The organism is Streptomyces sp. NPDC107517 (assembly GCF_055582645.1).
This window is the reverse complement of sequence record NZ_JBVJPM010000011.1, coordinates 217,384-238,060: the sequence shown is the minus strand read 5'-3', so window position 1 is coordinate 238,060 and position 20,677 is coordinate 217,384. Positions and strand designations below refer to the sequence as shown.

At 70.7% G+C, this 20,677-nt stretch carries 18 protein-coding genes, 1 tRNA gene and 1 pseudogene; 10 read left to right on the top strand and 10 right to left on the bottom strand.

Going from position 1 to position 20,677, the window contains the following annotated elements; all coding sequences use genetic code 11:
* Nucleotides 1-118: 118 nt before the first annotated feature.
* Entirely contained in the window at nucleotides 119-643 is a 525-nt protein-coding gene (locus ACZ67T_RS25510) for a universal stress protein (RefSeq protein ID WP_469987147.1), read from the bottom strand.
* A gap of 381 nt (nucleotides 644-1,024) precedes the next feature.
* On the opposite strand from ACZ67T_RS25510, the gene ACZ67T_RS25505 reads away from it, so the two are divergent.
* From ACZ67T_RS25505 to ACZ67T_RS25490, 4 genes are all read left to right on the top strand, one after another.
* Nucleotides 1,025-1,330, top strand: coding sequence for a hypothetical protein (locus ACZ67T_RS25505; RefSeq protein WP_469987284.1), 306 nt, complete (start codon nucleotides 1,025-1,027; stop codon nucleotides 1,328-1,330).
* Nucleotides 1,331-1,737: 407 nt separating this feature from the next.
* Nucleotides 1,738-2,949: a helix-turn-helix domain-containing protein gene (locus ACZ67T_RS25500; protein ID WP_469987145.1), complete on the top strand. Its 1,212-nt coding sequence runs from the start codon at nucleotides 1,738-1,740 to the stop codon at nucleotides 2,947-2,949.
* Nucleotides 2,950-2,959: 10 nt separating this feature from the next.
* On the top strand, nucleotides 2,960-3,562 hold the full coding sequence (orn, locus tag ACZ67T_RS25495) for an oligoribonuclease (protein ID WP_469987143.1): 603 nt from the start codon (nucleotides 2,960-2,962) through the stop codon (nucleotides 3,560-3,562).
* A gap of 121 nt (nucleotides 3,563-3,683) precedes the next feature.
* Nucleotides 3,684-3,756, top strand: a tRNA-His gene (locus ACZ67T_RS25490).
* A 225-nt stretch (nucleotides 3,757-3,981) separates the two neighbouring features.
* On the opposite strand, the gene ACZ67T_RS25485 is transcribed toward ACZ67T_RS25490, so the two are convergent.
* Nucleotides 3,982-5,046: an S-methyl thiohydantoin desulfurase domain-containing protein gene (locus ACZ67T_RS25485; protein WP_469987141.1), complete on the bottom strand. Its 1,065-nt coding sequence runs from the start codon at nucleotides 5,044-5,046 to the stop codon at nucleotides 3,982-3,984.
* A 61-nt stretch (nucleotides 5,047-5,107) separates the two neighbouring features.
* Nucleotides 5,108-6,751 carry an OPT/YSL family transporter gene (locus ACZ67T_RS25480; protein WP_469987139.1) on the bottom strand — a complete coding sequence of 548 codons (1,644 nt, stop codon included), beginning with the start codon at nucleotides 6,749-6,751 and terminating at the stop codon, nucleotides 5,108-5,110.
* 222 nt (nucleotides 6,752-6,973) lie between these two features.
* Between ACZ67T_RS25480 and ACZ67T_RS25475 the strand changes: the two genes are divergently transcribed.
* Entirely contained in the window at nucleotides 6,974-7,747 is a 774-nt protein-coding gene (locus ACZ67T_RS25475) for an IclR family transcriptional regulator (protein WP_469987137.1), read from the top strand.
* A gap of 242 nt (nucleotides 7,748-7,989) precedes the next feature.
* Here ACZ67T_RS25475 and ACZ67T_RS25470 read toward each other — a convergent pair.
* A pseudogene (locus ACZ67T_RS25470) lies at nucleotides 7,990-8,145 on the bottom strand (AroM family protein); the annotation flags it as partial.
* Nucleotides 8,146-8,345: 200 nt separating this feature from the next.
* Nucleotides 8,346-9,392, bottom strand: a complete 1,047-nt coding sequence (locus ACZ67T_RS25465; protein WP_469987135.1) for a LacI family DNA-binding transcriptional regulator — start codon at nucleotides 9,390-9,392, stop codon at nucleotides 8,346-8,348.
* Nucleotides 9,393-9,646: 254 nt separating this feature from the next.
* On the opposite strand from ACZ67T_RS25465, the gene ACZ67T_RS25460 reads away from it, so the two are divergent.
* The 4 genes from ACZ67T_RS25460 (at nucleotide 9,647) to ACZ67T_RS25445 (ending at nucleotide 14,432) form a co-directional block, all read left to right on the top strand.
* Nucleotides 9,647-10,975, top strand: coding sequence for an ABC transporter substrate-binding protein (locus ACZ67T_RS25460; protein ID WP_469987133.1), 1,329 nt, complete (start codon nucleotides 9,647-9,649; stop codon nucleotides 10,973-10,975).
* The gene (locus ACZ67T_RS25455; protein ID WP_469987131.1) at nucleotides 10,972-12,003 is read left to right on the top strand and encodes a carbohydrate ABC transporter permease; all 1,032 of its coding nucleotides are present in this window, start codon (nucleotides 10,972-10,974) and stop codon (nucleotides 12,001-12,003) included. Before ACZ67T_RS25460 ends, ACZ67T_RS25455 begins: the two co-directional genes overlap by 4 nt.
* Nucleotides 12,000-12,905, top strand: a complete 906-nt coding sequence (locus ACZ67T_RS25450) for a carbohydrate ABC transporter permease (protein ID WP_469987129.1) — start codon at nucleotides 12,000-12,002, stop codon at nucleotides 12,903-12,905. The genes ACZ67T_RS25455 and ACZ67T_RS25450 overlap by 4 nt, the downstream gene beginning before the upstream one ends.
* A gap of 66 nt (nucleotides 12,906-12,971) precedes the next feature.
* Nucleotides 12,972-14,432 (top strand): GH1 family beta-glucosidase, encoded by a 1,461-nt coding sequence (locus tag ACZ67T_RS25445; protein WP_469987127.1) that lies wholly within the window; start codon nucleotides 12,972-12,974, stop codon nucleotides 14,430-14,432.
* A gap of 153 nt (nucleotides 14,433-14,585) precedes the next feature.
* Here the strand turns inward: ACZ67T_RS25445 and ACZ67T_RS25440 are convergent, their stop codons facing one another.
* The 3 genes from ACZ67T_RS25440 to ACZ67T_RS25430 form a co-directional block, all read right to left on the bottom strand.
* Nucleotides 14,586-16,061, bottom strand: a complete 1,476-nt coding sequence (locus ACZ67T_RS25440) for a glycoside hydrolase family 18 protein (protein ID WP_469987125.1) — start codon at nucleotides 16,059-16,061, stop codon at nucleotides 14,586-14,588.
* A gap of 173 nt (nucleotides 16,062-16,234) precedes the next feature.
* Nucleotides 16,235-17,635, bottom strand: coding sequence for a sensor histidine kinase (locus ACZ67T_RS25435; RefSeq protein WP_469987123.1), 1,401 nt, complete (start codon nucleotides 17,633-17,635; stop codon nucleotides 16,235-16,237).
* Nucleotides 17,632-18,339, bottom strand: a complete 708-nt coding sequence (locus tag ACZ67T_RS25430) for a response regulator transcription factor (RefSeq protein WP_469987121.1) — start codon at nucleotides 18,337-18,339, stop codon at nucleotides 17,632-17,634. The genes ACZ67T_RS25435 and ACZ67T_RS25430 overlap by 4 nt, the downstream gene beginning before the upstream one ends.
* 119 nt (nucleotides 18,340-18,458) lie before the next feature.
* On the opposite strand from ACZ67T_RS25430, the gene ACZ67T_RS25425 reads away from it, so the two are divergent.
* Complete coding sequence (locus ACZ67T_RS25425) at nucleotides 18,459-18,986, top strand: hypothetical protein (RefSeq protein ID WP_469987120.1); 528 nt, start codon at nucleotides 18,459-18,461, stop codon at nucleotides 18,984-18,986.
* Nucleotides 18,987-19,002: 16 nt separating this feature from the next.
* On the opposite strand, the gene ACZ67T_RS25420 is transcribed toward ACZ67T_RS25425, so the two are convergent.
* Nucleotides 19,003-19,878 carry a spermidine synthase gene (locus ACZ67T_RS25420; RefSeq protein WP_469987118.1) on the bottom strand — a complete coding sequence of 292 codons (876 nt, stop codon included), beginning with the start codon at nucleotides 19,876-19,878 and terminating at the stop codon, nucleotides 19,003-19,005.
* Between the two features lie 77 nt (nucleotides 19,879-19,955).
* The gene (locus ACZ67T_RS25415; protein WP_469987116.1) at nucleotides 19,956-20,393 is read right to left on the bottom strand and encodes a hypothetical protein; all 438 of its coding nucleotides are present in this window, start codon (nucleotides 20,391-20,393) and stop codon (nucleotides 19,956-19,958) included.
* Nucleotides 20,394-20,677: the final 284 nt, after the last annotated feature.

Here is a 20,677-nt window from a genome sequence, read left to right as displayed (position 1 = left end):
GCTGCGCGCGGTACTGGGCCCTGCAATGGTCCAGCGACCGGTATGTACCCTTCACAAAGGCACAAAGCACCTCTACGCGCGAGTAGGATTTGCCCATCTCGCCTGGGGCTCAAGGGAGTTACGGGATGACTATGACCGGGCGCCTGGCGCGCCGCGCGAGCCGTCCCGCGACCGAGCCGAAGATCCGGCCGACGATCCCGTGCGTGGAGCCGACGACGATCGCGTCGGCCTCGTACTCCCGGCCCACCTCTTCGAGTTCGTGGCAGATGTCGCCGCCGCGCTCGACGAGAATCCAGGGCACCTCGGACAGGTACTCCGCACACGCGAGTTCGAGCCCGAGCACCTCGGTGCGGTGGTCCGGCACATCGACGAAGACCGGCGGCTCGCAGCCCGCCCACACCGTGGTGGGCAGCCGGTTGGCGACGTGGACGATGATCAGGCCGGAGCCCGAGCGGTGTGCCATGCCGATGGCGTAGGCGAGGGCCCGCTCGCTGGAGGTCGAGCCGTCGAAGCCGACGACCACTCCGTGCTTGAAGGCGGGATCGCAGGAGTGACGTGTTTCTTCCGCCGCCTGGGGGGTCGCCGTGGGATCGGCGACCTGCCGCTTGCGGTCCGCGGGTTCAGGGAATTCGTGACCGGCCATGGGTATCTCGGCGATTAGGTCCTCTGGATCCTCGACGGATCCTCGGTGGAGGGACGGCAGGGAGCGGCGGAGCTGTGTCCGGGAATCATCTTCCCAAGCCCATACCCCCAAGGGTACGGCGACACTCCTCCTCTGCCCAGAGTCGTCTGCCCGGTTAAGCGCACGCTCCGCGGCGTTCAGGGGAGCATGCACGAGGCCGCGCCCAGATGGCAATGGTTGCTGCCCCGTACAGACGGTTTGGGTACGGTACCGGCGCCCCCGGTTCGGCCGAGTGACCGGTCGCACGACCACGCGTTGAACGTGCGTACCCACAGCAACAGGGAGCGCGCCGTGCCCGGACCGTCCATCGTGTACCCGCCCGCCGACGCCCCATGCGAGGAGCTGCCGCCCGGGGGCGGGCGGGAGGTGACGCAGACGTCCGGCGCGGACACGGTGAGCGACGTCGTGCGCTGGGCGGCGTTCAGCTGCGTCCTGGTCCCGGTCGTCCTGGTGGGATACGGGATCTCACTGGCCGGGGCGATGGGCGCGGCGCTCGGGCTCGCCGCGGTGACCGGGGCCTGCCGGGTGCTGCTGCGCCAGTCCGAACGGGGCGCGGCGCGGGCGGCTCCGGTACGGTCCTGCGACCACAGGGGCCGGCGCGGCAGAACGGTGCCGGGGGCGCGCAAGGGCGGTCGCCGCACAGGATGATGTACGCCGGGGGGCTGACTGATTCCCGCGCACTACCGCGTATATTTTCAGCCAACTTCGCCCGGCCATGCATTTCTTGCCGCCACCTGCCTCCAACCCCCGTGCCACCAGGCATGAAAGGACCGTAGAAGGCGCTTGCACCCTACGGGGACCGGCCACTGAGTTGAGGCGCACTTCCCTGCAACGCCCCCGAGTGCCACGCTTCGTGATCGAATGCTTCACGCCAAGTTGCCATGTCGACAATCTGCCGGATCCTCAACTGGTCACGGCGGGACCACCGGACACAGTAGATTCGATCATGACTGTCCATCGGCGGGGGACTCTGCAGGACCGAGGGGAAACGTGCTGGAGCGACAAGCCCGTCACACTACAAAGGGCGCCGCGACCACCGAGGGGGGCTTAGCGGGATGAGCCACGACTCCACTGCTGCGCCGGAGGCCGCAGCTCGGAAGCTTTCCGGGCGACGCCGCCGGGAAATAGTCGCGGTGCTGCTGTTCAGCGGCGGACCCATCTTCGAAAGTTCCATCCCGCTCTCCGTGTTCGGCATCGACCGCCAGGACGCCGGGGTTCCGCGTTACCGGCTGCTGGTGTCCGCCGGCGAGGAGGGCCCGCTGCGCACGACGGGCGGCCTCGAACTCACCGCGCCCCACGGGCTCGACGCGATCTCGCGGGCGGGCACCGTCGTCGTACCCGCATGGCGGTCGATCACCTCGCCGCCACCGGAGGAGGCCCTCGACGCGCTGCGCCGCGCGCACGAGGAAGGCGCGCGCATCGTCGGACTGTGCACCGGCGCCTTCGTGCTCGCCGCGGCCGGCCTGCTCGACGGCCGGCCGGCCACCACCCACTGGATGTACGCGCCGACGCTGGCCAAGCGCTACCCGTCGGTCCACGTGGACCCGCGCGAGCTCTTCGTGGACGACGGTGACGTCCTGACGAGCGCCGGGACCGCGGCCGGTATCGACCTGTGTCTGCACATCGTGCGCACGGACCACGGCAACGAGGCGGCCGGAGCGCTCGCCCGCAGACTCGTGGTCCCGCCGCGCCGCAGCGGCGGCCAGGAGCGCTACCTCGACAGGTCTTTACCCGAGGAGATCGGCGCCGACCCGCTGGCCGAGGTCGTCGCCTGGGCGCTGGAGCACCTCCACGAGCAGTTCGACGTGGAGACCCTCGCCGCGCGCGCCTACATGAGCCGCCGCACCTTCGACCGCCGGTTCCGCTCCCTCACCGGGAGCGCTCCCCTGCAGTGGCTGATCACCCAGCGGGTGCTGCAGGCCCAGCGGCTCCTGGAGACCTCCGACTACTCGGTCGACGAGGTCGCGGGGCGCTGCGGCTTCCGTTCGCCGGTCGCCCTGCGCGGGCACTTCCGGCGCCAGCTCGGCTCGTCCCCGGCCGCGTACCGCGCGGCCTACCGGGCGCGCAGACCGCAGCCGGAGAAGCCGGTGGAGATCGCGGCGGCGCTGGGACCGGAGCCCCCGGTCCCGGCCCAGTCACGGCGCACCGCGGCGGCCGGAACCTACCCGGGACCCACCGCCTCACTGCCGACAGATCCGGGCAAACCCAGCTCGGACGCGTATGCGGCGGGGCGCGCGAGTCTGCCCGGGCAGAGGAGTGCGCCGTAGGGTAAGGCGTATGAACGATCGCATGGTGTGGATCGACTGCGAGATGACCGGGCTCTCGCTGGCGAATGACGCGCTCATCGAGGTGGCCGCACTGGTCACCGACTCTGAGCTGAACGTACTCGGCGACGGCGTGGACATCGTGATCCGCCCGCCCGCCGAGGCCCTGGAGACCATGCCCGAGGTGGTGCGGCAGATGCACACCGCCTCGGGCCTCCTCGACGAGCTCGCCGGCGGCACGACGCTCGCCGACGCAGAGGAGCAGGTCCTCGCGTACGTACGCGAGCACGTCAAGGAACCGGGCAAGGCGCCGCTGTGCGGGAACTCGGTCGGTACCGACCGCGGCTTCCTGCTCCGGGACATGCCGACGCTGGAGAACTACCTCCACTACCGGATCGTCGATGTGTCCTCGGTCAAGGAACTGGCGCGCCGCTGGTACCCGAGGGCGTACTTCAACAGTCCGGACAAGAACGGCAACCACCGCGCGCTCGCCGACATCCGCGACTCCATCGTCGAGCTGCGCTACTACCGCGAGGCGGTCTTCGTCCCGCAGCCGGGACCCGACTCCGACACCGCGAAGAAGATCGCGGCCAAGCACGTGCTGCCTGCGGAATAGCGCCTCGCACCGCGTTTCCGTCCCCTGTGTACAGGGTCCGGAAAAGGCGTGCGCGAGCACCCCTTCGGACCCTGTACACTTTTTCTCGGCCGGTCGGAAGAAACACAAACGACCGGACATGGTGGGTGTAGCTCAGTTGGTAGAGCACCTGGTTGTGGTCCAGGTGGCCGCGGGTTCAAGTCCCGTCACTCACCCTGAACGAGGAAGGCCCGGCCTGCGAAAGCAGGCCGGGCCTTCCTCGTTCCCGAAGTCTTGTGCACCACCTGGATGCAGGCTCGCGACGTCGCGCCCAGCTCCGCGCGGTCGGCGCGAACGCGTTGACGGTCAGCGCCGGAGCACCCGTCAGACGCCGCACGTACGGCACGTGCAGCGACTCGTTCGGGCCATGAGCGTTCGCATCCAGTCCGCGTACTGTCGGCTCAGGCGCCGGCCAGGACCTTCACGGCCGGGGCGAAGGCGAAGCCGAGCAGGTCCTCCAGCGGCGCGTACAGCTCCGGCCGGAACATCGTGGAGGACAGGAGGAGGTTCGCGGCGGGGGCGACCAGGACGGAGACCTGCTTGCCGACCGCCACGTCGGCGGAGGCGAGCGGCTGCCCGTCCTCGTCGAACGTCGTGATCAGGTCGGGGAACGCCGCCTTGCGCTCGCCACCGGCCTCGAACGTCATGTACTCGTTCACGAAGTGCAGCGTCGTGCCCGCCGCGTCGTCGAGGACCGCGACGCCGACATCCAGGCCCTCGCGCTGCTCACAGCGGTACTCGCGGACCGTGCCGGTCACCGCGATCTCACCGCCGAGGTGCGCGGCCGCGCCCGCCGGGCCGTCCGCCAGGAGGCGGCGGCCGAGTTCGATCGCGGAGCTGATGGCGCCGGGTGCCCCGTTCTCCACCGCGTAGCCGACCTCGACCGGATTGCGGGCCACGCCGACCCAGCCGCCCGCCTCGACGGAGGCACGCCGGACCACGTTCGACGTGGCGCCCAGACGGCCGGAGACCGCGCCCTCGACGTAGGCGTACGGCTTGCCGCCCGCGTAGCCCTGCCACGAGCGGTAGCCGTCCCGCGCGTGCAGGCCCATCGCGCCCATCTGGCTCGACGGGTGGGCGCGGCCGTTGCAGGCCAGGTCGATGACGGGCAGGCCGGTCATCGCCGAGTGGAACCAGCCGTTGATCGTCGTCTCCGCGCCGTTCTCATTGGTGTGCAGCGCGGCGGGCGGGCTCGGCAGATCACGGCGCAGCAGTTCCAGGGCGCGCAGCAGGTGAGTGGGGAGCACCTGCGGGTCGGGGGCGGCCGGGGCGCCGACCAGGGCGACGGTGGCCGTCAGCTCTTCGGGACCGAACTCGTCGGCGCTCCACAGTTCGGGCGTGCCGACCTGGAGGGCCAGCTCGGCGGTGCGCAGGCCCCGTTCCACGAAGCCGCCGCCACCCCCGCCCAGTACGGCACCGCCGTACACGGCCGCGCGGATGTCGTCATGGGTCAGCTGTCGCTTCACGGGTCTCCCTGAGGTGGTTCTGTGCGGGGTGGTGCGGGGTGGGATCGGGCGGGGCAGCCGGCTACTTGGCCGCCTTCCAGACGCCGTTGCCGAACGAGTAGAGGGCGTCACCGGCGATCGCGCCGCCGGCGAAGATCTCGAGGTTCTCCTTGGCCTTCGGGCCCAGGACGCGCGGCGCGAGGACGCGGACGGCGAGGCCCGCGACGACCATCCAGCCGGCCATCGGCGTGGTGATCAGCAGGCCGGTGGCGAGCATGATGCCGAGCTGGCGCTTCGAGCCGCCGACGAGCTGGATCAGCGCACCGGGGACCGCCCACAGCGCGAGCTGCCCGGCGGCCTGCGCGGACGGGCCCGCCTTGATGGCGGCGGCGTACGCGGCGTCGATCGGCGCGGTCTGCCCGTTGTCGAAGAACATCCGGTACGAGACGGACACGACGACGATGGCGACGCCGAAGCCGATCATCGCGGCGATCAGCTGCTGGCGGCGGCCCTCCAGCTCGAAGGCCGGGTCGGCGCCCTCTCCGCGCAGCAGGAAGCCCGCCTTGAGGTCGTAGCCCATGTCGGCGAAGGCCGGGCCGGTGGCCGCGGTGAAGCCGGCCAGGACCACCAGGGCCTCGGCCGGAAAGCCGACGAGGATGCCGATCAGCAGCGTGATCAGGGCGATCGCGAAGGCCGGGAACCAGCCGGAGTGCATGGAGGCGATACCGACAAGCAGTTCGTGCAGGAAGGCGGCGACGGTCGCGTAGAGGATGAACGAGATCAGCATGCCGACGCTCATGTGCGTGACGATGCCGGTGCCGAGCGAGAGCAGCACGGAGATGACGAGGTACGCGCCGAAGCCCAGCCGCATCGATGTGCCGAGCCTGCGAGCGTCCCGCTGCGGGCCGGCGGTACGGTTCCCGGCGGCCGGGGCGGCGGTACCGCGGGCCTTGAGGATGGTGCGGCCGACCTGGACCAGGGCGACCAGACCGGCGCCGATCATCATGCCGTGCGGCACGTACATGGCGTTCAGGTCGAGGCCGGCCAGCGGGCCGGCGTAGCTGATGATCAGCAGGCCCGCGCCGAACGCGCCCATCGCGGCGAGCCCGCCGATCAGGGCGACGCCGAATGCCGACATCGGCAGCGCGAACGCGGCACCGGCCAGACCGGTGACCAGGCCGAGGCCGAGGACCTTGGCGCGCCGCCCGCCCTCGTCGCCCGCCTTGATGGCCTCGGCGGCGGCGAGGCCGGGAGGCCAGGGGTTGTCCGCGGGGAAGGCCGGGGTGTCGTACATCCGGTACAGCAGCCAGGCGTCGACGAGCATCGCGGCGGCGACGCCGATCAGCATCGGCACGATCATGTCGTGCAGCCCGAACAGGAACGGGATGCCGATCGGCAGGAACAGGCTGTTGGCGGCGCCGAAGGTGGCCGAGGAGATGCTCGTCTGCGCCAGGTTCTGGGCGTGCACCGAGCGGAAGCCGCGGAAGGCGACGAGCGGGATGCGGGCCAGGGTCATCCCCGCGAGGGCGCCGATCAGCGAGGTGCTGGGCGTGACGCCGAGGGTGGCGATCAGCTGCACACCGACCACGGCGCCGAACACGCTGAGCACCACGGTGAGGATCAGGTTGCCGGGAGCGAGGGCGCGAGGGTGGCGGCGCGGGGCGCCCGCGTCGTGCGGGGCCCGGGCGTCGGCCGGGGCGGGCTGCTGCGCGGCGTCGGGGCTCATGGGTACTCCTGACGGTCGGTGCCTTCGCGGCGACCTAAGGATGTTCTAGATGTTCCAGAATCTAGAACCAAGTGCGAATATCTGGATCCTCCGTTCAACGTGCTCCATGCGTCAAGGTCCCGGCGTGAGGTCTCAGCATGTGAACCGCTGCGCAGTGGTCGGGGCCGGGCCGCGGCGCCGCATACGATCGGACCCGGGACCGATCGGGGAGGCGGACAGCCGGTGAGCACACTCGCCAACGCACGAGACGTGCTGCGCTTGATGGTGGATCTGCAGCGGGACGTCACCGTGACCGATGTGGCAGCCCAACTCGGGCTGCCCAAGAGTTCGGTGTCACGGACGCTGAGCATGATGGCCGAGTACGGCTTCCTGGACCGTGACCCGGCCACCCGCGCCTACCGCCCCGGCGGCCTGATCATGGAGGCCTCGTACCACTTCCGGGCCTCGCGCGGCACCGTCTCCCTGCTGGAGGAGGAGGTCGCCCGGCTGGTCGCCGACACCGGCTACACGGGATACCTCGACGTGCTCGACGGGGCCGAGTCGCTCGTGCTGCACATGCGCATCGGCACCGGCACCCTCCAGGCCTACACTCCGGCCGGCACCCGCGCCCCCGCCTACGCCACCTCGATGGGCCGCGCGCTCCTCGCCCGCCTCGACGACGCGCAGGTTCTGCGCCTCGTCGACGCCCGCCTCGAACACAGCACGGGCACGGCACCCGCCAACCGCAAGGAACTCCTCGCCACGCTCGCCCGGATCCGCGTCGACGGCTGGGACGTCTCGCGCGGCGAGTGGGTCCAGAACGTCGGCGGCATCTCGGCCGCCGTGCTCGACGGCGACACGGGCCAGATCTTCGGCATCGGCATCGCCCTGCCCGCACCGGAACTCCGCGACGACGTGGTCGACCGCCTCGGCAGGGCGGTGCGCGACGCCGCCCTGCGCATCGGCAAGCGCGTCGGCGACCCGTACTGGCTGCGCTTCGTCGAAGCCGCCGACTGACGTCGGGCGCCGCCCACCGGGCAGCCGGACACGGCCTGAGGGCTTTCGCATGGATCACGCCGGATCCCGCGAGCCCGGCGTGATCCAGACGAAAGGCCCCAGCTCATCAGCAGGCCCGTCCACGCTCCGGTGACCCCGCTGGAGGTGAGCACCGGGACGGTGATGCCGCCCGCACGAAGAGCCGCGCGATGACGCTCCGCGTAGCCCATCCGGCCGGCCACGGCCCCGAAGCGCCGCTCGGCCCTGGCCCGGTCGAGCCCGTCGAGCACACCGGCGTGCCGCACCCGCACCGTGGCGGGCAACGCGGCCTCGATCGCGCCGGAGAGGTCGGGGCGCGGCGCTTGGCCGATGGTCAGGAACCCACGTTCCGCACAGTCTCCCGCTTTCCTGTGTTCCAAATTCTGGACCTACGTTCCAGAAATCTAGACACCTGTTACGCGGATGAGAACCCATGGACCACCACAGAGCGGCACCGGGGCGCACACAAGGCCTGAGCGCTCGCCCTGAACGAGCAGGGCTCAGGTTCCTTCGAACCCGGGCCCTGCTCGTGGTGGCGCTCACCGCTCAGGACGACGCACGGCCCTGAGGGCGAAGCGCCTCACGACGAAGCGCGCTCCACCAGTTCGCTCGGAAGGACCAGTTGGCGGCCGTCGAGCGCGCGGGACGCGAACGGGCGGCGGTCGGCGATCTCGGCGAGGAGCAGGTCGATCATGGCGCGGCCCATCTCCTCGATCGGCTGGCGGACGCTGGTCAGGGGCGGGTCCATGTGCCGGGCTATCGCCGAGTCGTCGTAGCCGACCAGGGCGACGTCTTCGGGGATACGGCGTCCCGCCTCGCGCAGCACCTGGCGGGCGCCCGCCGCCATCACGTCCGACCCGGCGAACACCGCGTCCACTGCGGGGCAGCGCGCCAACAGCTCGGTCATCGCGCGCCGGCCGCCCTCCTCGGTGAAGTCCCCCGGCACGATGAGCCGCTCGTCCACCTCGCGGCCGGCCGCGTCGAGCGCGGCGCGGTAGCCGTCGACGCGGCGCTGGGCGCCGTACACGTCGAGCCGGCCCGTGATCGTGGCGATGGCGGTGCGGCCGCGGCTCAGGAGGTGTTCGACGGCCGAGTGCGCGCCCGCGAAGTTGTCGGAGTCCACCGAGGGCAGCGTCTCGGCGGCGGAGCGGCGGCCGCTGATGACGGCGGGGATCTCCAGCTGGCTGAGCAGGTCGGGCAGCGGGTCGTCGGCGTGGACGGACACCAGCAGGACGCCGTCGACGCGGTGGGCCGCGAGGTACTGGGCGAGGCGCTGCCGCTCCCGGTCGTTGCCCGCGAAGATCAGCAGGAGCTGCATCTCGGTCTCGGCGAGCTGGGCGCCGACACCGCGCAGCATGTCGGAGAAGTAGGGCTCGGCGAAGAAACGGGTCTCCGGTTCGGGCACGACGAGGGCGATGGCGTCGGTGCGGTTGGCGGCGAGGGCGCGGGCCGCCGTGTTCGGTACGTAGCCGAGCTCGGCGACGGCCGCCTCGACCGCGGCGCGGGTCGCGTCGCTCACGCGGGGAGATCCGTTGACCACCCGGGAGACCGTGCCCCGGCCCACACCCGCGCGGGCGGCGACCTCCTCGAGAGTCGGACGCCTGCTGTGTGTGCCGCGAGCCGCCATGACTCCTACCTCCCCAAGTCTCACGCGGAATCTAACAGCCCTATAACCGGACCAAGTTGTCGCTGCCGAGTGTCTTGACACCCCCGGGCCGAGCGACGACTCTTCAACACATCACTGGTGGGAGCGCTCCCACTCTACTGGACGTATACAGAAGCCGCACGTTCCCCGCCCGAGCCGCACGTGAATGAACGGATCCAGCAAGGCAGTTGGCCGGGACTGGCACTTCAGAACAATTGAGTTCTTTGGAGGATGCAATGCGCACGACTGCCCGTACGTCCCGACGCGCGATGACCTTCGCGGTCGTCGCAGCCCTGGCCACAGGGCTGCTCGCCGGATGCGCGACCGATGACGACTCAGGATCCGACGGCGGTTCGGGCGGGGGCGCCGGCAACAAGGGCGGCACCACGCTCACGATCGGCACGTTCGGCGTCTTCGGTTACAAGCAGGCCGGGCTCTACGACGAGTACATGAAGCTGCACCCGGGCGTGACGATCAAGGAGAACGTCACCACCCGCACCGACGTCTACTGGCCGAAGACGCTCACCCGGCTGCAGGCCGGATCCGGCACGGACGACATCCAGGCGATCGAGGTCGGCAACATCACCGAGGCCGTCCAGACGCAGGCCGACAAGTTCGTCGACCTCGGCAAGGAGGTCGACAAGTCGCAGTGGCTGGACTGGAAGAACTCCCAGGCCACCACCAAGGACGGCAAGCTCATCGGGCTCGGCACGGACGTCGGCCCGATGGCGATCTGCTACCGCAAGGACCTGTTCGAGAAGGCCGGTCTGGAGACCGACCGCACCAAGCTCGCCGCGCAGTGGAACGGCGACTGGAACAAGTACGTCGACCTCGGCAAGCAGTACATGAAGAAGGCGCCGAACGGCACCAAGTACGTGGACTCCGCGTCCTCCGTGTACAACGCGGCCCTCGGCGGCGAGGAGCAGCGGTACTACGACAAGGACGGCAGCGTCATCTGGGACAAGTCCACGGGGGTGAAGAAGTCCTGGAACGTCGCCATGGAGGTGGCGACGAGCAACATGTCGGCCAAGCTGAAGCAGTTCGACAAGCCGTGGGACCAGGGCTTCGCCAACGGCACCTTCGCCACGGTGGCCTGCCCCGCGTGGATGCTCGGCTACATCCAGGAGAAGTCCGGTGACTCCGGCAAGGGCAAGTGGGACGTGGCGGCCGCGCCGACCGCGGCCAACTGGGGCGGCTCGTTCATCGGTGTGCCGACGGCGAGCAAGCACCAGAAGGAGGCCATCGCCCTGGCGAAGTGGCTGACCGCGCCCGCGCAGCAGGCCAAGGTCTTCGGCAAGCAGGCCAGCTTCCCGTCGACGCCCTCGGCGTACGCCGACCTGAAGCCGCAGGCCGCGACGACGACGTTCTTCTCCGGCGCGCCCCTGACCCAGATCTTCTCCGACTCGGCGAAGACCATCCCGGTCCAGGTCTTCGGCATCAAGGACCAGCCGATCAGCACCGCGATCACCGACACCGGCATCCTCCAGGTCGAGCAGAAGGGCAAGTCGCCCGCGCAGGGCTGGGACGCGGCCACCAAGGAAGTCAAGGACGTGCTCGACCAGTGACCAGCTCCGACAAGGCTCTCGCGCAGCCCGCGACGAGCGCCGACACCGCGCCCGGCTCCCAGGAGCCGGGCGCGGCCCGGGGCGCTCAGGGTCGCGGTACGGCGCCGACCGGCGCCGGCGCCTGGCGCAGCCGGCTGTACCGCTGGGACATGAAGGCGTCCCCGTACGCGTTCATCTCCCCCTTCTTCATCATCTTCGGCGCCTTCTCGCTGGTGCCGCTGCTCTACACCGCCTGGTACTCCCTGCACCATGTGCAGCTGTCGAACCTGGACGGCCAGACCTGGGCGGGTCTTGACAACTACACGAACCTCTTCCAGTCGGACTTCTTCTGGAACGCGCTGAAGAACACGTTCACCATCGGCGTGATCTCGACCGTGCCGCAGCTGATCGCGGCGATCTGGCTCGCGCACATGCTCAACTACCGGCTGCGCGGCTCCACCGTGTGGCGCGTCGTCATGCTCACCCCGTACGCCACCTCGGTGGCGGCGGCGACGCTCGTCTTCGTGCTGCTCTTCTCGCCCGACACCGGCATGATCAACTGGGCGCTCGACCTGATCGGCATCGACCCGGTCAACTGGCGTGAGTCCGACTGGGGTTCGCAGGCAGCGGTCTCCTCGATCGTGATCTGGCGGTGGACCGGGTACAACGCGCTGATCTATCTGGCGGCGATGCAGGCCATCCCGGCCGACCTGTACGAGTCGGCGGCCCTGGACGGCGCGAGCCGCTGGCAGCAGTTCCGGCACGTGACCATTCCGATGCTGCGTCCGACGATCCTGTTCACGGTGGTCGTCTCCACGATCGGCGCGACCCAGCTCTTCGGCGAGCCCCTGCTGTTCGGCGGTGTCAGCGGCACCAAGGGCGGGTCCGAGCACCAGTACCAGACGCTCGGCCTGTACATGTACGACCAGGGCTGGATCGTGGGCAACCTCGGCAAGGCTTCCGCGATCGCCTGGTCGATGTTCCTGATCCTGCTCATCGTGGCCGCGATCAACCTGCTGATCACCCGACGGCTGAGGAAATCCCAATGACCACCATCACCGACGCGACACCGCCTCGGGTCGCCGAGCAGGACGCCGAACCGCCGCGTCGTCGGCGGATCCTGGGCGCGGGCAAGCAGCTGCACGCGGGTCCGGTCACGTACGTCGTGCTGACCCTGTTCGCCGTGATCTCGCTCGCCCCGCTGCTGTGGACGATGATCGCGGCCTCACGCACCAACACCCGCCTCGCGCAGACACCACCCCCCTTCTGGTTCGGCGGAAATCTGTTCAAGAACCTGGGGACCGCCTGGAACCAGGCCGGCATGGGCACCGCGATGTGGAACACCATCCTCGTGGCGGCGACCATCACCGTCGGCACGGTGCTGTTCTCCACACTCGCCGGTTTCGCCTTCGCCAAACTCCGCTTCCGGTTCTCGACCACGCTGCTGCTGATGACCATCGGCACGATGATGATCCCGCCCCAACTGGCCGTCGTCCCGCTGTACTTGTGGATGACGGACCTGGGCTGGGCGAACCATCTGCAGACGGTCATCCTGCCCACCCTGGTCAGCGCCTTCGGCACGTTCTTCATGCGCCAGTACCTGGTCCAGGCGCTGCCCACCGAGCTCATCGAGGCCGCCCGGGTCGACGGGGCGAGCAGCCTGCGGGTCGTCTGGCACGTGGTCTTCCCTGCCGCGCGTCCGGCGATGGCGGTGCTCGGGCTGCTGACGTTCGTGATGGCCTGGAACGACTTCCTGTGGCCGATCATCGCGCTCAACGGAGAGAACCCGACGGTCCAGGTGGCCCTCAACCAACTGGGCACCGGCTACATCCCCGACGACTCGGTGATCATGGCCGGCGCCCTGCTCGGCACGCTGCCGCTGCTGATCGCGTTCCTGCTGTTCGGCAAGCAGATCGTCGGCGGCATCATGCAGGGCGCGGTAAAGGGCTGACGTTTCCCGGGGGCCGCCGCACGCGGCGGCCCCACCCCACACCTTCCTACCGATGGGAGCGCTTCCATGCCTAAGCCCATTACGCAGACACCCACGACAGACCCCACCCCCGCATCCACCGCCGCCCTCACCTTCCCGCCGAACTTCCTCTGGGGAGCGGCGACATCGGCGTACCAGATCGAGGGGGCGGTGCGGGAGGACGGCAGGACGCCGTCGATCTGGGACACGTTCAGCCATACGCCGGGCAGGACGGCGGGCGGTGACACGGGCGACACGGCGGTGGACCACTACCACCGCTACCGGGACGACGTGGCGCTCATGAAGGGCCTGGACCTCGGCTCGTACCGCTTCTCGGTCTCCTGGCCGAGGGTGCAGCCCACGGGCCGCGGCCCGGCGGTCCAGCGGGGCCTGGACTTCTACCGGCGCCTGACGGACGAACTCCTCGCCCAGGGCATCAAGCCGGCCCTGACGCTCTACCACTGGGATCTGCCGCAGGAACTGGAGGACGCGGGCGGCTGGCCGGCGCGCGACACGGCGTACCGCTTCGCGGAGTACGCGGGCATGGTCGGGGAGGCACTGGGCGACCGGGTGGACTTCTGGATCACGCTCAACGAGCCCTGGTGCAGCGCGTTCCTCGGATACGGCTCGGGCGTGCACGCCCCGGGCAGGACGGAACCGGCGGCGACCCTCCGGGCGGCCCACCACCTCAACCTGGCCCACGGCCTGGCGACACAGGCCCTGCGCCAGACGCTGCCGTCCCGGGCGGAAGTAGCGGTGAGCCTCAACTCCTCCACGGTCAGGCCCCTTTCGCCCGACAGCGCCGCCGACAACGACGCCCGCCGGCGCATCGACAACCTGGCCAACGGCGTGTTCCACGGCCCGATGCTGCACGGGGAGTACCCGGCGGACCTGATCACGGACACCGCAGGCCTCACGGACTGGTCCTTCGTCCACGCCACGGACCTGGCGGCGATCCACCAGCCGCTGGACGCGCTGGGCCTGAACTACTACACCCCGTCCCTGGTCTCCTCGGCCCCGTCGGCTCCCACGACCCGATCCGACGGCCATGGCGCGAGCGACCACTCCCCCTGGCCGGGAGCGGACGACATCGCCTTCCACCAGTCCCCGGGCGAGCGCACGGAGATGGGCTGGACGATCGACCCGACGGGCCTGCACGACCTGATCATGCGCTACACCAGGGAGGCGCCGGGCCTGCCGCTGTACATCACGGAGAACGGCGCGGCGTGCGACGACAAGCCGGACCCGGAAGGCCGTGTCCACGACCCGGACCGCATCGCGTACCTCCACGGCCACCTGTCCGCCGTGCACCGCGCGATCAAGGACGGCGCGGACGTCCGCGGGTACTACCTCTGGTCGCTGATGGACAACTTCGAGTGGGCGTACGGCTACGAGAAGCGCTTCGGAGCCGTCTACGTGGACTACGCGACCCAGAAACGTACGCCGAAGTCGAGCGCGCACTGGTACGCACAGGCGTCCCGTACCAACCAACTCCCGCCGGAGAACTAGCGGCGCCCACCGGCCATCGGCCGCGTACGGGACGGGAGGGGGCGAGGGGGCGCCCAAGCGGCGCCGGCCCCCGCCCGAACCGGCACACGAAGCGCGCCCCGGCCGAGTGGGGGGACAGAGATCCGGCCGGGGCGCGCTGCTTCCCGTGGGGGGCTACTTGAAGGAGGCGAAGGCCTTCTGGAAGGCGCCCGCCGACTGCTCGACCGAGGAACAGGTCGGCTGGGCCGAGTTGGACGCCCCGCCCTCGCACGCCTTGTCACGGGTGGCGGACCACATCGACAGACCTCCCAGGCCCTTCTCCTTGGCGAAGGCGACCAGCTGCGTGGCGTCGTCGACCTTGAAGATCTCGGACGAGACGTCGTTGACGCCGATCATCGGGGTGACCGCGACGGCGTTCCAGGCGGCAGCGTCGGACAGCCCGAGCGCGCTCTTGATCTGCGCCTGCGTGGCGGTGGCGGCCTGCTCGGCGTACGTGCCCATGTCGCCGCTGTACGAGGCGCCGTAGTCCATCGCCATGATGTTGACGAGGTCGGTCGAGACCCCGTTCTCCTTGGCGTTCTTGAGGAAGTTCACGCCGTCCGAAGTGAGGCCCTCGGGCATCACCGGGAGCGTGAAGGAGACGTTCAGCTTCGGGTCGTTCTTCTGCAGCGTGGCGATGGCCTGGGCACGCTTGGTGTTGGCGGCGGTGTCCGGCAGGGCGCCGCCCTCGACGTCGAAGTCGACCTTGGTGAGCTTGAACTGGTCGATGACCTTCTGGTACGCCGCCGCGAGGTCGGAGGCCGAGGAGCAGGCCTGCGCCAGCTCGGTGCCGGAGGCGCCGCCGAAGGAGACCCGGACATCGCCACCGGAGGCCCTCAGGTCGCCGATCTGCGCGGCGACTTCGTCACTTCCGAGGTCGGTGACACCGCCCCACTTCGGGGTGCAGGATCCGCCGGAGGTGATGAAGGCGAGGTTGAACTCCTTGACGCCGGTGGCCTTGGAGGAGGCGACCAGGTCGAACTTCGGGTAGAGCGAAGTGTCGACATACGGAGCGAAGCCGCCCGCGGCCGCTGTGCCGGAACCCGTACCGGAGGGCGAGGACTCCGACGGGCCGGCCGTCGGCGTGGCGGTCGCGGTGGGCTCGGCGGTCGCTGAAGCGGAGGCGCTGGGGGTGGGGGTCGGGGACTGGGTGGGCCGGCCGCTGGGCTCCGGAGTGGCCCCGTCGTCCACGGAGCACTTGGCCCCGTTGATGAGGCACCCGGCCGGATCGGAGTCGCCGGTGACGACGAACCCGACGGTCACGGACTTCCCGGGGGCGATGCCTTCCTTGTCCCAGGAGGCGGGCTTCACGGTGACGTGCGAGCCGGAGACGGACGAGTCGGCGTTCCAGAGGGAGCCGAGCCTGGTGCCGGACGGCAGGTCGAACTCCAGCTTCCACTCCGGCTGGGCCTTGTCCGAGTCGTTCTTGACGACGTACTGGGCGGTGTACCCGCCGGACCACTCACTGGTCTTGGTGTACGCGGCGCCGACGCCCGCGGCCTGCGCCGTACCGGAGAACAGGAAGGCGCCGCCGCCCACGACGGCCGCGGCGACGAGCCCGCCTATCGCCTTGTTCCTGCCGCTGACCCTGCGCCGGTGCGTGCTGCTCATCGCGTGCCTGCCTTAGCTGTACGGGGGTGGGGGTGCGGCAGCACGCTAGCGATCCGGAACCCGGCAAATGGGGTACCGGTACCGGCGGTCGAGGTTCTTATGGAGGGCTTAAGGAAGCCATCGGAACGGATTAAAGGTTGAGACCAACCCCGAAACGATGAGGTCCCGCCCGACTACACAGCGGCACCGGACCCGGCGCCGGCCCCCCGCTTGCGACCACGCCGCACCCCACCCCGGTGCCCCCGTCGCACAGCCCCACCGGCCCCGGGGCCCCGCCCGTCCAGCTGCACCCAGATCCGCACCTCGGTCCCCCCGAGCACGGAGGACCCGATGCGCACATCACCGCCGGTCGACTCGGCGAGCCGACGGACGATGTCGAGCCCGAGCCCGGTGGACCCGTCGCTGCCGGAACCCCGCCCACGGGCCATCGCGGCGTCCGGGTCCAGAATCCCGGGCCCCGCGTCCGACACGAGCACGATCACGGCGTCCTCGCCGCTGTGCACGTCGACGGCGAAGGCGGTGCCTTCGGGCGTATGCCGAAAGACATTCCCGAGCAGTGCGTCGAGGGCGGCGGCCAGCTCCCCCCGGGCCACGGGGATACGTACCGGCCGGTCGACGCCGGCAACGCGCACCTTGCGCCCCTCGTCCTCGGCGAGCGCGGACCAGAAGTCCATGCGCTCGCGGATGACCTCGGCGGCATCGCACCCGGCCCCCGGCCCCGCGGCGGCGGTCTGCGGCTTGGCGTCGCGGGCGGTACGGATGATGGTGTCGACCTCGCGCTCCAGCTGCTCGACGGCGGCACGGGTCTGCTCGGCGGCGGCGCCCTCCCCCAGCGAGACGGCGTTGAGCCGCAGAACGGTGAGGGGCGTACGCAGCCGATGGGAGAGGTCGGCCGCCAGCTCCCGCTCGTTGGCGAGCAGTTGAACGACCTGATCGGCCATGGAGTTGAACGCGACGGCCGCCAGCCGGAGTTCCGTGGGCCCGTCCTCCGGAACACGCGCCCCGAGCTTCCCCTCGCCCAGATCGTGCGTGGCGGAGACGAGCCGCCGGGCGGGCTGCACCATGCGTACGCCGAGCCGGTCGGCGACGGCGACGGACCCTATGACGAGGGCGACGCCGACGCCGGCCAGGACGAGCCACGCGGTGGCGACGCCGTTGGTGACCTCGGACTCCGGCACGAACACCTCGACGACGGCGATGCCGGCGCTGACGGCGATGGGCTGGAGCCACACGGACCCGCCGGGCACATCGGCGACGGTGGCCTGCCGGAGGCCGACGTGCCCGCCACCGGCGCGCGGCGTGCCGACCTGGATCGCCGGGGCGCCGCCGGAGGCCGGGATGTACACGGCCATGCGGCCGTCCGCGCCCGCGTCGGTGGACGCGACGGCGCGGGTCAGTTCGTCACGGTCGGTGGTGATGGAGAGGGTGGGTCCGATCGCGGCGGCGGTCCGCTCGGCGTTGGAGAAGGCGCGGTCCCTGGCCATCTCCTTGATGACGAGGCCGAGTGGAACCGCGAAGGCGACGACCACCATGGCGGTGACAGCGAGGCACACCTTGACCAGGGCCCACCTCATGCCGGCCCGCCCTCCGGCCGCGGCGGCTCCAGTTTCACGCCGACGCCCCGCAGGGTGTGCAGATAGCGCGGCCGGGCGGCCGTTTCACCCAGTTTCCTGCGCAGCCACGACAGATGCACGTCGATGGTCTGATCGTCCCCGTACGACTGCTGCCACACCTCGGCGAGGAGCTCCTTGCGGGGTACGACCACGCCGGGCCGGCCCGCGAGGAAGGTGAGCAGGTCGAACTCGCGCCGGGTGAGATCGAGCCGCGTCCCGTCCAACTCGGCCTGGCGCCGCAGCGGGTCTATCGCGAGGCCGCCGACCTGGAGGAGGCGCGAGGGCGGCTCGGCGGCGGCGCTGGAGCGCGCGCGGCGCAGCACGGCGGCCATGCGGGCGGACAGGTGCTCGGGCGAGAACGGCTTGGTGAGGTAGTCGTCGGCGCCGTCGTTGAGGAGCCGGACGATCTCGGTCTCGTCGTCGCGGGCCGTGGCGATGATCACGGGTACGTCGGTGATGCCGCGCAGCATCTTCAATGCCTCGGATCCGTCCAGATCGGGCAGACCGAGGTCGAGAATCACGACGTCGAAACGGAAATGGGCGACCTCGCGCAGCGCCTCCAGGGCCGTGCCGACGCTCCGTACGGTGTGGGAGGCCTCGGTCAGGTGCCGGATGAGGGCCGAGCGCACGAACTGGTCGTCCTCGACCACGAGCACACTTGCCATGGGCGGCACCGTACGCCATACGGAGGACCCCGGTCCTCCTTCCGCCCAGGTCCGGGGCAACCCCGGTCCCCCCGGGACACGGGTGGGGCGGGTGCGGCAGTATGGCCGCGATGCACCCCATGCGCAGAGGACTTGTTCACACGGCGGCCTGGCTGCTGGCCACCGGCGCGGCCGTCACGCTGTCGTGGTGGGGCGTGCACACGGTGATGGCGGGCACGGCGTACGACCCGCCGCGTGCGGTGCCGATCGCCGCGGGAGCGGTGGAGGCGCGGTCGTCGTCGACGCACCGCCCGGAGCCGTCAGGGTCGCCGTCCCGCTCCGCGTCGCAGAAGCCGTCGCGCTCCCCCGGCTCGGCCACCCCGTCCCCGAGCCGCCCGGCGACACCGAGCACCTCCGCGAAGCCGCCCGCGTCCGCGTCGGCGTCCGGCACGGTGAAGGGCTACACGACGGCGGGCGGCCGTGCCGTGTTCGACCTGGGCAAGGATTCGGCGACGCTGGTGTCGGCGACGCCCGCGGCCGGCTGGTCGGTTCAGGTGTGGAAGGACTCGACGTGGATCAGGGTCGAGTTCACCTCCGGCACGGACAAGGTCTCGGTGTTCTGCACGTGGCACGACCATGCGCCGAGCGTGGAAGTCGCCAAGTACTGAACGTCGAACTGAACGTCTACCGGAAAACGGACGGCGGAGGAGCGGGCGAAGCGACTGCGTCCGAGTCGCCGACGGCACCGGCTCCCCCCGTGAAGTCCGAGAGGGACTTGCCGTGTTCGACGCGCGCGGGGTGCGGATCACCGGCCGCGCGCCGGGTCAGTTCGGCGACGGGCAGCGGCCGGCCGGAGGCGACGAGCACGGCGTTGCCGAAACGCTTGCCGCGCAGGACGGCCGGGTCGGCGACGAGCGCGAGTTCGGGGAAGACGGCCGCGGCGGTGGCGATCTGGCCGCGCAGGTGCGCGAGGGGCGGCCCGTCGGCGAGGTTGGCGACGTAGCAGCCGTCGGGCTTGACCACACGGCGTACCTCGGTGAGGAACTCGGTGCTGGTGAGGTGCGCGGGCGTACGCGCTCCGCTGAACACGTCGGCTATCAGGAGGTCGGCCCACCCGTCGGGGAGTTTGGCGAGACCCTCGCGGGCGTCACCGGAACGGACGCGGATGCGGGAGCCGGGGTCCAACGGCACTTCACGGCGGACCAGTTGGACGAGCGCCTCGTCGCGCTCGATCACTTGCTGGGTGGAGCGGGGGCGGGTCGCGGCGACGTAACGGGCGAGGGTGAAGGCGCCGCCTCCCAGGTGCACGGCGTGCACGGGGCGGCCCTTGTCCACGGCGAGGTCGATGACATGGCCGATCCTGCGCTGGTACTCGAATTCGAGGTGCCCGGGATCGTCGAGGTCGACATGCGACTGCGGGGCGCCGTCCACGAGCAGCGTCCAGGCGCGCGGCCGGTCCCGGTCGGGTATCAGCTCGGCGAGCCCGCCGTCGACGGCCTCGACGACGGCCTCCCGGCCGCCACGGGCCGCTCCGGCCTGCTTGTTCTTTGCCCTTGCCATCCGTCCATTATCGACGGGCGGCGGCGAGTCGGCCCAGCGGCCGCGGAGCCAGGCGCCGCGGGGGCCGGCAGGAGGCCTCAGCGGCAGTTGTCCGCGGCTTCGATCATGCGGGCCGCCTCGTCGAGCGCCGCCCGCAGGACCGCCGGGTCGGTGACGAGCTCGGCCTCGCCGGGCGGGAGCAGCCAGCCGCCGCCCTCGACGGGGGCGGGCGGCACGGGGCCCGCGCCGGGACCTCGCTCCGGCGTGGCTGACGCGGGGGTGTGGGTGCAGGCGCTGCCGGGGACGTCCCAGCCGTCGGCGGTGCCGGGCGGCACGAGGAAGCCGAGGGTGTCGCAGCCTCCGTCGTGCAGGACCGGGCCCACGGCCTCGGTGGCGCCGCGGCGCAGGATGTCGACGGCTTCGAGGCCCTGCCGGACCGGGACGGTCACCACGTCGCAGGACGCGCTGTCACGGGGTGGCGCACTGCGGTCCTGGGTCGGCCGGTGCCGCGCCGTCGAAAGTGATGCCTCCAACACGTCAGCCCCTCCTCGCTCTCGCGTACGGGTTGCACGACCGGAACGCGACCGCTCCGGCCCCGCAAGGTTCAACGCCCGTAAGCGTCAACAGCTACGGCGGCACGCCGCCGCAAAGGATGGCACTTCATGGCGGATGCGGGGTGAGATATCCCGTTTGTAGCTAAACACTGTGTGTCGGAGTCGTTACAGCAGGTACCTTCGTGCCCCGTCGGAACAGGGGTTGCACCAGGGCTCACAGAGACCCAACTCCCCGGTGATCCGGCACGGTTCGCACGAGAGGGCCC

Excerpts from the sequence above, each read along its gene's own strand:
- orn (WP_469987143.1), top strand. The coding sequence starts at position 2,960 with ATGAACGATCGCATGGTGTGGATCGACTGCGAGATGACCGGGCTCTCG.
- ACZ67T_RS25465 (WP_469987135.1), bottom strand. The coding sequence starts at position 9,392 with ATGGCGGCTCGCGGCACACACAGCAGGCGTCCGACTCTCGAGGAGGTC.
- ACZ67T_RS25460 (WP_469987133.1), top strand. The coding sequence starts at position 9,647 with ATGCGCACGACTGCCCGTACGTCCCGACGCGCGATGACCTTCGCGGTC.
- ACZ67T_RS25445 (WP_469987127.1), top strand. The coding sequence starts at position 12,972 with ATGCCTAAGCCCATTACGCAGACACCCACGACAGACCCCACCCCCGCA.
- ACZ67T_RS25440 (WP_469987125.1), bottom strand. The coding sequence starts at position 16,061 with ATGAGCAGCACGCACCGGCGCAGGGTCAGCGGCAGGAACAAGGCGATA.
- ACZ67T_RS25435 (WP_469987123.1), bottom strand. The coding sequence starts at position 17,635 with ATGAGGTGGGCCCTGGTCAAGGTGTGCCTCGCTGTCACCGCCATGGTG.
- ACZ67T_RS25425 (WP_469987120.1), top strand. The coding sequence starts at position 18,459 with ATGCGCAGAGGACTTGTTCACACGGCGGCCTGGCTGCTGGCCACCGGC.
- ACZ67T_RS25420 (WP_469987118.1), bottom strand. The coding sequence starts at position 19,878 with ATGGCAAGGGCAAAGAACAAGCAGGCCGGAGCGGCCCGTGGCGGCCGG.
- ACZ67T_RS25510 (WP_469987147.1), bottom strand. The coding sequence starts at position 643 with ATGGCCGGTCACGAATTCCCTGAACCCGCGGACCGCAAGCGGCAGGTC.
- ACZ67T_RS25430 (WP_469987121.1), bottom strand. The coding sequence starts at position 18,339 with ATGGCAAGTGTGCTCGTGGTCGAGGACGACCAGTTCGTGCGCTCGGCC.
- ACZ67T_RS25480 (WP_469987139.1), bottom strand. The coding sequence starts at position 6,751 with ATGAGCCCCGACGCCGCGCAGCAGCCCGCCCCGGCCGACGCCCGGGCC.
- ACZ67T_RS25500 (WP_469987145.1), top strand. The coding sequence starts at position 1,738 with ATGAGCCACGACTCCACTGCTGCGCCGGAGGCCGCAGCTCGGAAGCTT.
- ACZ67T_RS25450 (WP_469987129.1), top strand. The coding sequence starts at position 12,000 with ATGACCACCATCACCGACGCGACACCGCCTCGGGTCGCCGAGCAGGAC.